14 protein-coding genes, 2 pseudogenes and 1 riboswitch are annotated in these 14,345 nt (G+C 75.1%); of the genes and pseudogenes, 3 read left to right on the top strand and 13 right to left on the bottom strand.

The window, feature by feature from the left end; all coding sequences use genetic code 11:
- Nucleotides 1-8 precede the first annotated feature (8 nt).
- A complete protein-coding gene (locus ACOJTC_RS28060; protein WP_357926664.1) occupies nt 9-629 on the bottom strand; it encodes a hypothetical protein in 621 nt (206 codons plus the stop codon).
- A gap of 226 nt (nt 630-855) precedes the next feature.
- Here ACOJTC_RS28060 and ACOJTC_RS28055 point away from each other — a divergent pair, with 226 nt between their 5' ends.
- Nucleotides 856-1,470: a dihydrofolate reductase family protein gene (locus ACOJTC_RS28055; RefSeq protein ID WP_357926661.1), complete on the top strand. Its 615-nt coding sequence runs from the start codon at nt 856-858 to the stop codon at nt 1,468-1,470.
- A gap of 51 nt (nt 1,471-1,521) precedes the next feature.
- Here the strand turns inward: ACOJTC_RS28055 and ACOJTC_RS28050 are convergent, their stop codons facing one another.
- From ACOJTC_RS28050 to ACOJTC_RS28000, 11 genes and pseudogenes are all read right to left on the bottom strand, one after another.
- On the bottom strand, nt 1,522-2,283 hold the full coding sequence (locus ACOJTC_RS28050) for an ankyrin repeat domain-containing protein (protein WP_420119134.1): 762 nt from the start codon (nt 2,281-2,283) through the stop codon (nt 1,522-1,524).
- 67 nt (nt 2,284-2,350) lie between these two features.
- The gene (locus tag ACOJTC_RS28045) at nt 2,351-3,022 is read right to left on the bottom strand and encodes a TOPRIM nucleotidyl transferase/hydrolase domain-containing protein (protein ID WP_420119133.1); all 672 of its coding nucleotides are present in this window, start codon (nt 3,020-3,022) and stop codon (nt 2,351-2,353) included.
- 64 nt (nt 3,023-3,086) lie between these two features.
- Entirely contained in the window at nt 3,087-3,695 is a 609-nt protein-coding gene (locus tag ACOJTC_RS28040) for a histidine phosphatase family protein (protein ID WP_420119132.1), read from the bottom strand.
- On the bottom strand, nt 3,692-4,495 hold the full coding sequence (locus ACOJTC_RS28035; RefSeq protein ID WP_420119131.1) for a CbtA family protein: 804 nt from the start codon (nt 4,493-4,495) through the stop codon (nt 3,692-3,694). The genes ACOJTC_RS28040 and ACOJTC_RS28035 overlap by 4 nt, the downstream gene beginning before the upstream one ends.
- The gene (locus ACOJTC_RS28030; RefSeq protein WP_088644932.1) at nt 4,486-4,689 is read right to left on the bottom strand and encodes a CbtB domain-containing protein; all 204 of its coding nucleotides are present in this window, start codon (nt 4,687-4,689) and stop codon (nt 4,486-4,488) included. The genes ACOJTC_RS28035 and ACOJTC_RS28030 overlap by 10 nt, the downstream gene beginning before the upstream one ends.
- 60 nt (nt 4,690-4,749) lie before the next feature.
- Nucleotides 4,750-4,818: riboswitch (cobalamin riboswitch) on the bottom strand.
- A gap of 103 nt (nt 4,819-4,921) precedes the next feature.
- Nucleotides 4,922-6,388, bottom strand: a complete 1,467-nt coding sequence (locus tag ACOJTC_RS28025) for a PepSY-associated TM helix domain-containing protein (protein WP_420119130.1) — start codon at nt 6,386-6,388, stop codon at nt 4,922-4,924.
- 225 nt (nt 6,389-6,613) lie between these two features.
- Complete coding sequence (locus tag ACOJTC_RS28020; RefSeq protein ID WP_420119129.1) at nt 6,614-7,183, bottom strand: copper resistance CopC family protein; 570 nt, start codon at nt 7,181-7,183, stop codon at nt 6,614-6,616.
- Between the two features lie 8 nt (nt 7,184-7,191).
- Nucleotides 7,192-8,400: pseudogene (locus ACOJTC_RS28015) on the bottom strand (Dyp-type peroxidase).
- A gap of 23 nt (nt 8,401-8,423) precedes the next feature.
- Nucleotides 8,424-9,041, bottom strand: coding sequence for a copper chaperone PCu(A)C (locus ACOJTC_RS28010; protein WP_420119128.1), 618 nt, complete (start codon nt 9,039-9,041; stop codon nt 8,424-8,426).
- Between the two features lie 159 nt (nt 9,042-9,200).
- Entirely contained in the window at nt 9,201-10,037 is an 837-nt protein-coding gene (locus ACOJTC_RS28005) for a zf-HC2 domain-containing protein (protein WP_420119127.1), read from the bottom strand.
- Between the two features lie 75 nt (nt 10,038-10,112).
- Nucleotides 10,113-10,682 (bottom strand): sigma-70 family RNA polymerase sigma factor, encoded by a 570-nt coding sequence (locus ACOJTC_RS28000; RefSeq protein ID WP_307826121.1) that lies wholly within the window; start codon nt 10,680-10,682, stop codon nt 10,113-10,115.
- A 328-nt stretch (nt 10,683-11,010) separates the two neighbouring features.
- Between ACOJTC_RS28000 and ACOJTC_RS27995 the strand changes: the two genes are divergently transcribed.
- Together ACOJTC_RS27995 and pdxY are read left to right on the top strand one after the other, a co-directional pair.
- Nucleotides 11,011-13,101 carry a copper resistance CopC family protein gene (locus ACOJTC_RS27995; RefSeq protein ID WP_420119126.1) on the top strand — a complete coding sequence of 697 codons (2,091 nt, stop codon included), beginning with the start codon at nt 11,011-11,013 and terminating at the stop codon, nt 13,099-13,101.
- Nucleotides 13,102-13,247: 146 nt separating this feature from the next.
- Nucleotides 13,248-14,099, top strand: a complete 852-nt coding sequence (gene pdxY / locus ACOJTC_RS27990) for a pyridoxal kinase PdxY (RefSeq protein ID WP_204924451.1) — start codon at nt 13,248-13,250, stop codon at nt 14,097-14,099.
- 57 nt (nt 14,100-14,156) lie between these two features.
- Here the strand turns inward: pdxY and ACOJTC_RS27985 are convergent.
- Nucleotides 14,157-14,345: pseudogene (locus ACOJTC_RS27985) on the bottom strand (DUF817 family protein); the annotation flags it as partial.

Genomic DNA, 14,345 nt, shown 5'->3' with positions numbered 1-14,345 from the left:
GCCCCTCGTCACCGACCGGCCGGTGCCGGCCCGTTATCGGTGAACCGGAAACTGCTCGTCGGCGGGGCGTCACCCAACTCCTCGAGGATGAGGCCAGAGCGCGCGGAGGTCCGCAGGAACGCCCCGGCGCTGCTGATCAGGTACGACGGCGTGCTGCCGGCCGCCGCGAAGATCTCGAACTGCTGGCGCGCGTCGTCGGTCCGGCAGGTGGCGGCCTGCACCACCAGCGGCTGGCTGTTGCCCGGATTATGCACCCGCCAGCACAGCGGACCGGCACTGGTCCGGGCGTACGACTTGATCAGGTACTTCCCACCGCCCAGCGGGGTCGGCACGAACAGCTGCCGCCCCTGGTCGTCGTCGACCTCGGCCAACCGTCCGGAGTCGGTCAGCGACAGGCCGCCCTCGAACGAACCGACCCGGACGATCGTGTACTGCCGGGTGCCGGTGAACCCGCGCGGGGCGGAACTCTTCTGCGGCGGGGTGGCGGACAGCCCCACCGCCACGGCCGCCGGCTTGCGCTGCGGCTCGGCCACAGGCGCGTCGGCACCGGGCCGAGCCTGGGCGCAGGCCGCCATCGTGCCGGTCAGGGCCAGCAACCCGACGCCCGCGAGCCATCGTTTCGTCGACATCGTTCGCTCCTTCTGGTGGGGGATCCAGGTCGACGTACCGGCCCGGTGGTCGCCGCCGGTACCCGACTCACCCCTCAGGACGTCCGGAAGCGCCCCCGGGTTTCACCACCCGCCACGATCTTTTTCCGAGCGGTGGTCCAGGTGTCGACCGGGGGATGGGCCGTGTCCGATCGAGGAGTTTGGGATGCTGGGCCGGTCCGGTTACCGACCCGAAGGGACCCTTCCGATGGCAAAGGTCATCTCCACGCTGTTCATCTCGGCCGACGGCGTGGCCGAGATCGACCCCGACTGGCACTTCCCGTACTTCGACGACAACATGGGGCGGGCCGTCAGCGCGGACTACGACGCCGCCGACCTGCTGCTGTTCGGCCGGGAGACCTACGACAGCTTCGCCGGGGCGTGGCCCGACCGGGAGGCCGCCGGTGGCGACGACGCGCCCTTCGCCAAGCAGCTCGGCGACCTGCGCAAGGTGGTCGTCACGCGGCAGGCGAGGGAGCTGCCCTGGCGTAACTCCGAGGTCCTGGACGGTGACCTCGTCGACGTGGTCACCGCGCTGCGCGCCGACCCAGGGGTCGGCGGCGTCCTCATCCCCGGCTCGATCTCCGTGGTGCAGCAACTGCTCGCCGCCGGGCTCGTCGACGAACTGCGGCTGCTGGTGCACCCGGTGGCGGCGCGCAAGGGCCGCAGGCTGTTCGACGACGGGGACACCCCGTACCACCTGCGGGTGACCACGACCGAGGTGTACCCGACCGGGGTGATCCGGGTGATCTACGCGCCGACCGACGCGCCGGCGGCGGCCGGCTACGACGACGCCAAGGAGCAGTTGGCCGCCGGGGAGTAGCCCCTGCCGGCGGAGCCGTCCCGTCGTGACGCGTGGTGGGTGGGCCCCGGGTCAGCCGGTGGCGTCGGGCGGGCCCAGCTCGGCGGCGGTGACGGCGCCCCGCGCCCGCAGCCAGCCGACCAGTTCGGTGGCGCCGCGCCGGACGGCCGCGTCCAGGGCCGTACGGTGCTCCCACGGCGGCACCCGGTTGAGCCGCACGCCGCGTGTCCACAGGTACCCGGCGCAGGACTGCCGCCCGCCGTGGCAGGCACCCCAGAACGCCCAGTCGATCTCGTCGGTCGACGGCACGTCGTCGCCGGTGCAGGCCCGCTGCACCCGGTCGTGCAGGCCGAGCGTCGCCGCGTCGACGAGGGTGGTGCGGGCTCCCCGGACGACCAGCCGGTATGCCGCCCGCCACTGGGCGAAGGCCCGCGCGTTCGCAAGCGGCGTGCCGTCGGCGATCACGCTGCCGGGAGCTTCGATGTCGGCACCGGCGTCCAGCAGGGCGTCGACGACGTCCACGTCGTCGCAGCTGGCCGCCCAGTGCAGCGGGGTCTCCCGGTGCGGCCCGGCGAACCGGGCGTCGACGTCGGCGCCGGCGGCGACCAGCGCGGCGACGGTGTCGGCACCGCGTGGGAACCGGCCCGGCCAGTCGGTGACCACGTGCAGCAGGGTACGGACCCCGCCGACCCGGTCGACGATGCGTCCGGCGGCCAACCCCGGGTGTGCGCCGAGCAGCGACCGCAGTCGGGTCAGGTCACCGTCGCGGATCGCCCCGCTCACCGCGACCGCCAGCGGATCGTCGGCAGCGAGCAGCGGCGGGTCACCGGTCATCTGCGCGACCCTACCCGTCGCCGCCCCGCAGCCGGCTGCCGTGCCCTGCCGCCCGGGCGCGTCGGGGTCAGTCCGTGCGGTGCGGCCGGGCGGGAAGCAGCCGGTCCAACGGCCGGGGGACGTGGTCCGGGTCGAGGGCGTGCACCAGCGCGGCAGCGTACCGGGCCTTGCGGCCGCTGGTGGTGCCCAGGAACCGGCGCAGCTGTCGCTCGACGGACCGGCCGCGCTGGGCGGGCTGATTCTGGAAGACCCGGAACCGGCGCAGGTCACCCTCGGCGGCGAGGACGTCCTCGACTCCGGCGGGACCCAACGCGCGGATCAGTTCGTCCTCCAGGTCGGCGACGCACACCGGGAAGCCGAGCGCCTCCATCGCGGGCCGGTCCAGGTCGACGCCGAGACCGACCTGCTCCAGGCCGCGTCGGAACCAGCCCTCCTCGGCCTCGTCGCACAGCCCCCGGACGGCCAGGCCGAGACCCGGCGGGCCGAGCAGCCGCAGGAACCGGCCGGCGCTCATCGCACCGCCGATCGGCAGAACGCAGACGCCCTCGCCGGGCAGGTCGCGGCCACGCCGTACGGCCAGCGCCTCGACCGCGCCACGGTCGCTGACCCCCTCGACGAGCACCACCGTGGTCAGCCCGTCGCCGGCCAGCCGGCGGGCGAGCACGGCGGCCTGCGCCGAGTCCGGGCCGCCGGCCGCCCAGCTACCGACGGCGACGCGGAAACGGTCCTGTTCTGGCACCCGTCGAGTCTCGCCACCATCCGGGGAGTACCGCCACCGGATTCGCCGGAGGCGGACCGGCCGGTCATCGCGGGGGCCGGTCCTGCGGCCCGACCGGCGCGGCGAACCGGAGCTGCCAGCGGGGGCCGTACCGGCTGAGGCGCACCACCGCCAGAGGGGTGACGTCCAGCCGGGGCAGGGCGGCCATCGGCAGGTCGAGCGCGTGCACGATCGCCACCCGGACCACCATCGGATGGGTCACCGCGACGATCCGCCGGCCCGGCCCGAGCCGGTCGTCGAGCCAGGCGCCGACCCGCTCGCGCAGCGCGGCAAGGGACTCCCCGCCGTGCGGTGCCGCCTCGGGCGTCTCCCACCACTGGCGCAGCGCCCCGGGCTCCCGTTCCCCGACGTCGGTCAGGCTGCGCCCGGCCCAGCCGGCGTAGTCGCAGTCGGCCAGCGCGGCCTCGACGGTGGGCCGTAACCCGAGGGCGTACGCGGTCTGCACCGCCGCGCTCGCCGGGCTGGTCAGGCAGGTGTCCACCGTGCCCAGTGGCCCGGTCCGCCCGTGACCGGCCAGGGCGAGGGCGGCCTGTCGGCCGCCCTCGTCCAGGTCGTCGTCTCCCGCGCCGAACACCGCCCGTCGTAGCGCGCCGGTGTGGGCGTGGGCGACCAGCCGCAGGCTGGTCGAGGTCACGGGCGGGCCGGCGTGGCCTGACCGGACAGGGGCTCGCCGGCCCGGTCGTCGGGGCGCGGCCCTGCGGGACGGCGGCTCATCAGGGCGCTGAACAGCAGACCGACGGCGACCCAGAGCACCACCTGGGTGCCGAGCGACGCCAGCCGGAAGTTCCACAGCAGCGTTGCCGGGAAGTCGTCCGGAACCTCCTGGAAGGACGGCAGGACGACGTACCCGACGCCGGCGACCAGGGCGAATCCGCCGACGGCCGCGCCGTACCGTTGCCAGGGCGGCGCGTCGGCGCGGACCGACCGGTAGCCCAGGGTGCCCGCCCAGACGGCCACCAGGCCGAGCACCACCAACGCCAGGTAGGCGACGGTGCGCTGGTCGATGGTGTCGGGGTTGCCGACCGCCGGGGGATTGGCCGGGTACTTCCCGAACGGCACGAGCACCACGCCGAGCAGGGCGCCGCCCGCCAGCAGCAACGCCGACCGGCCGTCGTCGGCGGCCGGGAAACGTCGGCGCAGCAGCACGAACGCGGTCGCGAGCAGGCCACCCATCGCCGTCCCGAACAACCCGGTGGCCAGGAACAGGCCGAACCGCTGCCCGTCCCGGCCGACCAGGTCGTCGCCGTGGTGGTCGTCGGCCACCGGCCCGGTGTGCGTGGCGGCCTCCTCGATCGCGATGGCCGCGTCGATGCGCGGCTCACCGACTAGGTAGCCGAAACCGCCCGCGAGCAGGCCGGCGACGAGGCCGGCGAGGAGCCCGCGGATCAGGACGGTGACGAAGGTGGGTGGATTGTGGGCAGGGGTCAGTGGCACGGGACACCGAGCAGGTGCCGGCCGTCGTGCATCAGCTCGTGCAGGAACATGCCGCTGCGCGAGACCGCGCCCTGGTCGAACGCGACCAGGTAGGTGAGCAGCAGGAGTACGCCGACGACGGCCAGGGCCGCCCACCACAGACGGGCGGACCCGACGGGGTGCACCAGCGGCTGGGCAGGAGTGGGACTCGACATGGGATTCGAACCTTCCCGGGGATGACGCGTCCCCATCGCAAGGCTGCGGACGACCGAGCGTCCTGGCTCGCGGACCCGTCGACGACGGAACCGCTCACAGTGGCGCGACCGCGCCGGATTCCCACCGGCTTACCTCGCGACGCCGCAGATAGTGGTTCGACCGTAACGGCGCGACCCCCGGCCGGTCAATCGTCGCCTCGGGAATGTGACGTGCCGGCCGGGCGTCGGCACGTCACCCGCCGGCCGGCACGGGGGAGTCGGGGGCGGTGTCCCGGCGGCGTCGTCGGGCCACCACCCCCAGGGCGGCGTCGACGACGAGGAAAGCGACGAGACTCGACCCGAGCAGGGGCAGCGCCCAGCCGACCGCCGCCACCACCGGTACCCCGACGAGGACCGCCCACCAGGGCAGGCCCCGGACGCCACCCCGGGGCGGCGCGGTGCCGGTGCGGGCCCGCCGGTCCGCCCGGGTGGGCCGGCGCTGCCACCACATCCGGTAGCCCCAGACGATGACGCAGCGCAACCCGAGGGCCAGCGCGGCGAGCAGGATCTGGTTGACCGGGCCGAGGAGCACCCCCATGTGGGCCTGGATGCCGAGTCCACTGAGCTGGGCCAGCACCGGCCAGTCGGCGAAGTCGCTGCGGGCGGTGACCGTGCCCGTGGTGGGGTCGACGGCGACGCGGTCCTTGGCGACCGGCCAGGTGTTGTCGACCTGGGTCACCGTCCAGGCCGAGCCCGGCGCGCCGGGGGCGATCTCGACCGGACCGTCCAGCCCGGCCGTCCGGGCGGCGGTCAGCACCCGGTCGAAGGCGGCCGACTCGACCACCCCGCCGGCCCCGGCGGCGCCGTGGTGGCCGCCGCCGGTGTCGGTCGGGACCGGTCCGGCGGCGAGAGCGGTGGAGAGCTGCGGGGCGCGGGCGTCGAGCGCGTCGAGACCGGCGCCGAAGTTCGCCCCGGCGTACCGGGACCAGGTCAACCCGGTGGCCGAGAGGAACAGCAGGCCGACGGTGAGCCAGATCCCGGTGGTGGCGTGCCAGCTCCGGGTCCGGCGCACCCCACGGGCGGCGGTCAGGTCCGGTACGAGCAGGTGCCGCGCGGTGGCCCGGGAGGATCGGCGGCGACGCCACCACAGCACCACCCCGCCGAGCGCGAGCACCCACAGCCAGCTCGCGGCCAGCTCCGAGTAGTGCCGGCCGACCGCGCCCAGGTGCAGGTTGCGGTGCAGGTCGTCCAGCCAGGTGGTGGCCGGTGTGGACCCGAACCAGGTGGTGAGCTGCCCCTGCACCCGGCCGGTGTACGGGTCGACGTACACGGTGTGCTGCCTGTCGGCAAGCTCCGGCACCGTGAACACCACCCTCGTGGTCCGGTCACCCGTGCCGGGCTGCACCGCGCTGACGCTGCCCTCCGGGTGGGCGTTGCGGGCCGCCCCGACCTGGTCGGCCACCGGCACCGGGCGCTCACCCACCTGTGTCACGGTCAACCGGTCGCCGTAGAGCGCCGTGTCCACCTGCGGGGCCACCGTGTAGGCGAGCCCGGTCAACGCGGCGACCACCAGGAAGGGCGCGACCAGGACGCCGGCGTAGAAGTGCAGCCGCAGCAGCAGCGCGCCGAACGGGGACCCGCCCCGGGCCGGCCGGGCGGGTGGGGCGGCGGACGGCGCGGATTCCGGCCTCGGCGGGTCGGACAACTCAGTGACAGACATATCCATCCGATCGAATGTGTTGGGAGGTGCCCGGTGGTCGCCCCGTGCGTGCGGGTCGGCCGGTGTCCGTGCGGTCGGCGTCGCCCGCCGAGGTAGTCGCGGCGGACGTCCCTGCGGTTCCCGGTAGATGTCCGGGACGTCGACGTCACCGGTCCACAACGGAACGGACGTCCCGGCGTGCGTCTGCGGACCGGGAGCGCCTGCGGCGTACCGGTGAGGGCCGCCTCAGGGGCGTGACGATTGTCGTCGCCGCCGACGCAGCACGGCCGCCGCCGCCAGCTGGGCCACCACCACGCTGCCGGTGACGCCGACGACGGTGGCCCGGCCACCGCCGCGCCCCGGCGCGACCGCGGCGGCCGACGGGCCGGGCGGGTCGGGTGACGGCGCGGCGGCCGGACCGGCCGGGTCCGCCACGGTGAACGGGTACGACCCCTGCACCGGGTGCCCGTCGGCGGAGACCACCCGGTACGCGACGGTGTACGTCCCGTTGGGCAGGGGACCGGTCACCCGGACGCTTCCCGTCGCGCCGGAGACCACCGGATCGCCGGTGGGGACACGCCGTTTCGTCCCGTCGGTGAGCACGATGGTGGTGAGTGTCGGGTCGAGCCGCGCCATGAACTCCAGCGTGATCTCGGTGGGCGCGCGGGTCAGCGTCGCGTCCCGGGCCGGCGAGCCGGACCGCAGGCCGTTGTGCGCGCGGGCCGGCGTGGCGGCGACGAACAGGGTCAGGATGCCGGCCAGCAGTGCGGCGACGAACCGGCCGGCGACCCGGCGCGACGGTGACATGGTCGTCATCAGCCGGCTCAGCCCAGCACCTGCTGGCCGATCCACCCGTCGGGCGGGCAGCCGGGCGGGACGGCGAAGACGGCGGAGCCGATCGGCGTGGTCCACTCGTTGAGCAGGTCCCGGTCGGCGAGTCGACGTTGGATGGGCAGGAACTGGGCGGTGACGTCGGCCTGGTACGAGGCGAAGATCAGGCCGCTGTCGGCGTGCCCCTACGGGGAGGGCACACCGTCGTAGTTGTACGGGCGGCGCAGGATCCTCAACCGGTCGTCGGTGACGCGGGCCCGGGTGAGATGGGAGAAGTCGGGGATGACGGTGAGCCCGTCGTCGCCGACGGCGGCGAAGTCGGGTTCGTCGTGTTCATCGGTGCCGGTGAGCGGGGCGCCGGTGTCGAGCCGCCGGCCGACGGCCAGTTCCCGGTCGGTACGGCCGAGCAGGTCCCAGGTCTCCAGGTTCATGCTGATCCGGCGGACCACCAGGGTGGTGCTGTCGCGTAGCCAGTCCGGACCGTCGGGTACCCAGACGGCGGTGTCCAACGCGCTGCCGGGACGGGGGTTGGCGGTGCCGTCGAGCTGGCCGAACAGGTTGCGTTGGGTGTGCCCGGCCGGCTCGACGCCGGGGCTGCGCCGGAAGCCCTGCTGCACCCAGCGGACGGTGGCGAAGGGCCTGCTGTCCTAGACCAGCACCCGCTGGGCGTGTGCGACGGTGACCGCGTCGTCAGCGCAGATCTGCACCAGCAGGTCCCCACCGGACCAGGCCGGTCGGAGCCGGTCGATCCGCAACGCCGGCAGGTCGGCCACCGACGCCGGCCGCCGGTCGTCGACGTCCGCAGCCCGGTACAGGCCGGGGCCGAAACCGAAGGTCACGGTCAGCCGCGCCGGCAGCAGCCCGAGTTCGGCCTCGGTGTCGGCCAACGCCGGCCGGCCCTGGGTGAGCCGGGCCGCGTCGTCGCTGAGCAGCCGCAGCAGCCGGCCCAGCGCCGCCCGGTCGGTGCCCGGTCGCAGGGTGAACGCGACGAACGCGGCGTGGGCCTGCGGTTCGGTGGCCACCCCCGCCTGCCGGGGCCCGTGGAACGGCTCGACCAGGCCCCCGACGGCCGCCACCGGACTCGGCTGCGGCACGGCGGGCCCGCCGGTCGGCCCGTCCCGCCCGGCGACGACCACCGCACCGCCGGCCAGCGCGCCCCCTGCGGCCAGTGCCCCGCCGGCGAGCAGGCCGCGCCGGCTCACCGTACGCCCGTGCGGGTGTCCGGTCACGAGGTCGGGCCGGTCGTCGGCTGTCCACCCGGGGCCGGCTGACCGCTCATGGTCGGCTCGGGCGCGCCGTGGCCGGGGGCGTAGCTCTCCTGCGCCCCGGTGAACGGCTTGGCCACGGCGGTGAACTGCTGGGTCCGGCCGTCGGCGAAGGTGAGGGTCACGGTGACCTGGTCGCCGGCCCGCACCGGCCGGCGGAGGTCCATCAGCATCAGGTGGTCGCCGCCGGGCTCCAACACGTGGGTGCCCTTCGCCCTGATCACGACGCCGCCCTGCTTCTGCCGCATGACCATCGTGCCGTCCTTCATGGTCATCTCGTGCAGCTCCAGTACGGACACCTCGGTGGTGGCGCCGGTGAGCGTGACGTCGGCGTCGCTGTCGTTGACCAGGGTCCCGAAGGCCGCCGTCATGCCCTTGTCGGCCGCCTTCACCCACGGGTCCCGGATGGTGATCACCCCGGCGGACGCGCTCGCCGGTGCCGAGGCGCCCGACGGGGTGCCCGACGCCGGGTCGGCCGGGCCGCAGCCGGCGGTGCCGACGGCCAGCAGGGCGGCGGTGGCGGCGGCGAAGACGACTGACGCGCGTCGATTCGTGCCGAGTGGACCGGTGGGACGCATGGGTTTTTCCTCCGTTGTGCCGATGCTCTGTCCCGTTGGTCCGTCACCGGTCACCGAAAGTTCCGGCCGGTCGGGATCGTGCCCTTCCGGGTGACCGGGCCGTCCCGCCGGGCGGGACGCGCCGTCGGCCGCCACCCGGCGGGCCGGGTGGCGTCGCGGTCAGGCGGCCGACCGGTCGCGGGTCCGCGCCGAGCCGGCGTGCGGCGGCAGCAGGCGTACCGTCGGGGCGGCGGGCACGTCGTCCGTACGCAGCCGCCAGGCGGGCCGGTCTCCCCGGCCCCGCCCCGCCGGCCCGTCCGGCCGCAGCCGGGGCCGGGACAGCGCGACCACGATCAGGTAGCCGGTGACCAGGAACCCGTGACTGACCAGCCGGGTCGGCTCCACCCGGCCGGTGACCAGGTCGTTGGCCGAGAGCAGCACGAGCGCGCCGACGAAGGCGCTCAACATCGGCAGCAGCCCCCCGGTCGGGGCGCGCCGGGCGGCCACGAAGAGGAAACCCGCGCCGACGGCGATGTTCCACGCGGCCGACTCGTGCCACAGGTGCCCGGAGGCCAGCGTGTCGAGCGCGCCGTGGGCGTGCCCGGCAGCCGGGCCCCGGCCGACCTGGGCCAGCCCCAGCACCAGTTGCAGGGCGCCGATCAGGGCCAGCCCGGTGCGCAGGACCGGCACCACCCGGTCCCGCATCCGGCGGGGGGCGGGGAGCGCGGCCAGCGCGACGTCGACGAGACCGGGGCCGGCCGCGGTGACCCTCGGTTCCGACCCTGCCGTGGCCGGGGTCGTCGACCGCAGGCGGCCGGGCCGGTCGACAGTCGGGTCGCAGCGGTCGGTGGTGGAGAGCGTCAGGCGGGATCGCCGGGTCACCGTCGCCGCCCGGTCACACCACTGCCGGCAGCCCGCGCACCCCTCCAGGTGCGCGTCCGCCGCGATCCGCTCGGCGGGGGTCTCCTCGCCGTCCAACTGTGCCGACAGGATCTCCCGCCACTGCTCACACCCCATGTACGGGTAGTCGGCCGGCAGGGCGCGGTGGTTCCCGTGGGCTCCCGGGGCACGGTCGCGGCCCGGGGGCGACGGTCAGCCGGCGGCGCTTCCCGGCCGGTGACGGATCGCCCGGGGGTTCCCCTCGACCGCCGCGACGAGATCCTCGCGGGCCCGGGCGACCCGGGACCGGATGGTGCCGACCGGGCAACCGCACACCTCGGCCGCCTCGGCGTAGGACAGGCCGAGGACCTGGGTGGCGACGAACGCCTCCCGACGGTCGGCGGGCAGGGCCAGCAGCAGGTCGTTGAGGACCACCTCGCCGTCGAAGCCGCTGCCCCGGGTGTCCGGCGTGTCGTGCCACTCGGACAGCGGCACCGTACGCGGACGCGAGGTGGCCGCCCGGACGTGGTCGACGGCGGTCCGGCGGGCGATGCCGAGCAGCCACGTACGGGCCGAGGAACGGGCGGCGAACGACGGCAGCGAGCGCATGGCCCGCAGGTACGTCTCCTGGGTGAGGTCGTCGGCCTCGGCCGGGCTGATCAGGTGCGCGACGAACCGTCGTACGTGCTGTTGGGTCGCCCGGATGAAGCGGGCCGCGGCCTCCCGGTCACCCCGACCGGCGGCCAGCGCCCACGCGGTGATCTCCGCGTCGTCGTCGCCCACCTGCCACCTCCGTGTCCGGTTCTGCCGCCTGTCGTGCTCCGCCGTCGTCCGCCAACGGTAACGACGGGGTGTAGTAGGTCCCGGGTGAGCGTACGGCATACCCGGCGTCATCCCCGCCCACTGGTACGGACGGGAGGCGTCGGCGGATCATCCGTACCGGGGTCGGGTACGGAGGCCCACCGTGACCGGCCGGACGCGGGGTGCGGAGCCGGGGACGAGTTTTGATCATCCCGACCTCAGGTTGGGACGCCATAGCCAAAACTTTTGCCATCTGCGTAAAAAGTTAGTGAACTATTGATTGAAGTCCACTCTTCGTGAGGATGATCCGATGCGCTGTCCCCCTCCAGCCACCGGACCCGCCGGGCGTACCCTCGCCGGCCTGCTCGCCCTCGTGTTCGCCGCGGCGGCGGTCCTGCTGCCCACCACTGCGGCGCAGGCGCACGGCACCCTGGCGATGTCCACCCCGGCGGCCAACGCCACGGTGGCCGAGCCGCTGACGACGGTGGAGCTGTACTTCACCGAGCAGGTGGCGGCCAACGCGTACTTCACCGTCACCGGGCCCGGCGGTGGCCGGGTCGACAACGGCTGGCGGCACGGCTCCCCCCGGCCCCTGGACAAGCCGGTCCGGGAGTACCTGCTGGTCGACGGCAAGTTCGAGCCGAAGGAGTACAGCACCGGCTTCCCGGCGGTGGTCACGCTGGCCCACCTGCCGGCGGCCGGCCAGTACGCGGTGAGCTACCTGTCGGTGGCCTCCGACGGCGAGCCGGTCCGGGGCACCATGACCTTCCGCTACACCGGACGGCCGACCGCCGCGCCGTCCGGCTGGCAGCCCCCCGTCGACCAGCCGGATCCGGCGCTGGTGGCCGCCGCCGAACAGCACGCCACCTCCGGCCACGCCGGCCCGGCGGCCTCCGCGGTGCCGACCGCCCCGGTGACCGCCGCCGCGCCGGCCACCCCGCCGGCCGCCGCCCCCGACGAGGACGGGAACGGCCTCGGATGGCTGGCCTGGGCCGGCGGCGCGGTGCTGGTCGCGGCGGCGGTCAGCTTCGCGGCGTGGCGACGTCGCCCGGTGCCCGCCACCCGGCCCACCGGCCGGCCCCGCGCTGGGGGGACGGCCGCCCGGCCGGGCTCCGGCACCCGCGTCAACCGGTCGAAGGCGACGGGTGGCGGCAGGAAGACGGCCCGTCCGGCCGCCGCCCGCCGTACGGTGGTCAGCGCGTCGGTGACGACCCCCGCCAGGACCGGCGCGGCCTCGGCCAAGGCGGTCCCGGCGGCGGCCCAGGCCGCCCCGGCTGCTCCGGCCTCCGGCAAGGCGAAACGACCCTCCGCCGCGCCGGCTGCGGCCACGGCGGGAATGGTCACGGTCAAGGCCGGGCCCGACGAGGCGACCTCCGGGCCCGACGAGGCGGCCTCCGCCGCGACGTCCGCCGACGTCGACGCGACGGACTCCGGCACCGGCGTGGCGGTATCCGCCGCTCCTGCGCCGCACCCCGGGTCCCGGCTGGGCAACACGGGTCTCGCGTTGCTGGTCGGAGGGCTGGTGGTGGCCCTGCTGGCGGGCTTCGGGCTCGGCCGGATCGGCTCCGGGGCCCGGCCCGCCGACGGCACCACCGCCGCCCCGCCGGCCACCGGTGCGGCGCCGGCGGCCGGGGACGGGCACCAGCACGGGCCCGGCACCGGGGCGCACACCCATCCCGGCGACGCCGGTGGGGCCCAGGCGCAGGTGACCGGGCTGTCGGTCAACGCCGGTGGTTACACCGTCGAGCCGGCGGCCCGGACCCAACCGGCAGGCGTACGGGCCGACTACCGGTTCCGCATCGTCGGCGCGGACGGGAAGGCGGCGACCCGGTTCGCGGTCGTCCACGACAAGCCGCTGCACATGGTCGTGGTGGGGCGGGACCTGAGCGGCTACCAGCACCTGCACCCGACCATGGCGGCGGACGGCACCTGGAGCGTCCCGCTGACGCTGACCCGGCCCGGCGGCTACCGCATCTACGCCGACTTCTCGGTGACCGGCGCCGACGGCACCACGGTCCCGCTGGTGCTGGGGGTCGACCACCAGGTGCCCGGCGCGCACGCCCCGGTCCCGCTGCCGCCGGCCGCGTCGCAGTCGACGGCCGGGCCGTTCACGGTCACCATGGGCGGCACCCCCACGGTGGGGGTGACGGTGCCGCTGTCCTTCCGGCTCGACGGCGTCGACCCGGCCCGCCTGGAGCGCTACCTGGGGGCGTACGGGCACCTGGTGGTGGTGCGCGAGGGTGACCTGGGCTACGTGCACGTCCACCCGGACCAGGAACTGGTGGACGGGACGGTGCGGTTCTGGCTGACCGCCCCGAGCGCGGGCCGCTACCGGGCGTTCTTCGACTTCCAGGTCGACGGGACGGTGCACACCGCGCAGTACACCCTCGACCTGACCTGAGCACGGTTCCGGCCGACCCCCCCTGCACCGCCGGGGCCGGCCGGAACCGCCACCGCCCCCCGGTGCGACCCGGGAGGTCGGCGACGCGGAAGGCGAATCGGTGGGCCCGTACCCGCGGTGTCGGGGGGAACGGCCATGATGGGCCGGTGAAGATCCTGTCCATCCAGTCCTCGGTCGCCTACGGCCACGTCGGCAACTCGGCGGCCGTGTTCCCCCTCCAGCGCCTCGGGCACGAGGTCTGGCCGGTGCTGACCGTGCACTTCTCCAACCACACCGGGTACGGCGCGTGGCGCGGGCCGCTGCTGGCCCCGGCCGACGTGGCGGAGGTGATCGAGGGCATCGCCGACCGGGGGGTGCTCGGCACCGCCGACGCGGTGCTGTCGGGCTACCAGGGTGATCCGGCGATGGGTGCGGTCATCCTCGCCGCGGCCGACCGGGTGCGGGCCGCCAACCCGGACGCGGTGTACTGCTGCGACCCGGTGATGGGCGACACCGGGCGGGGGATGTTCGTCCGGCCCGGCATTCCGGAGTACCTGCGTGACGTGGTGGTCCCGCGCGCCGACATCATCACCCCGAACCACTTCGAGCTGGACTACCTCGCCGGCCGGACGACCACCTCGCTGCCCGCCGTGTTGGACGCCGTCGACGTGGTCCGCGCCACCGGCCCCCGGGACGTGCTGGTGACCAGCGTGCTGCACGACGACGTGCCGGCCGGCTCGCTGGAGGTGGTGGCCGTCTCAGACGAGGGCGCCTGGGCGGTGACCACGCCGCTGCTGCCGATCAACCCCAACGGCGGTGGCGACGTCACCGCCGCGCTCTACCTGGCCCACCTGCGGACGACGGGCTCACCGGCGACCGCGCTGGAACGCACCATCTCCTCGGTCTTCACCGTGCTGGAGCGGACCCTCGCGGCGGGCACCCGGGAGATCCAACTGGTCGCCGCCCAGGACGCCATCGCCGACCCGCCGGCCCGGTTCACCGCCCGCCGGCTGCGCTGACCCGGGCACGGGCGGCACCGCCGACCGGCCCCCGTCGGTGGCACGTTCCGGCTGCGGCGGTCGGGGTGGCGAGACCCAGGTGACCAGGACCACCGAGATGATCATGAGGAGGAACCACGAGGCGAGCTTCGTCGGCGACACCGGGTCCCACCCGGCCACCTGACCGGGATAGAGCCACGCCTGCGACCAGGTGGCGATGTTCTCCGCCAACCAGATGAAGAAGGCGACCAGGAGGAAGGCCAGCAG

The organism is Micromonospora sp. (genome assembly GCF_048594385.1).
In the GTDB taxonomy this organism is placed as follows: Bacteria; Actinomycetota; Actinomycetes; order Mycobacteriales; family Micromonosporaceae; genus Micromonospora; species Micromonospora wenchangensis.
The sequence above is the reverse complement of the archived record's forward strand: the minus strand, read 5'-3'. Positions and strand labels throughout refer to the sequence as shown.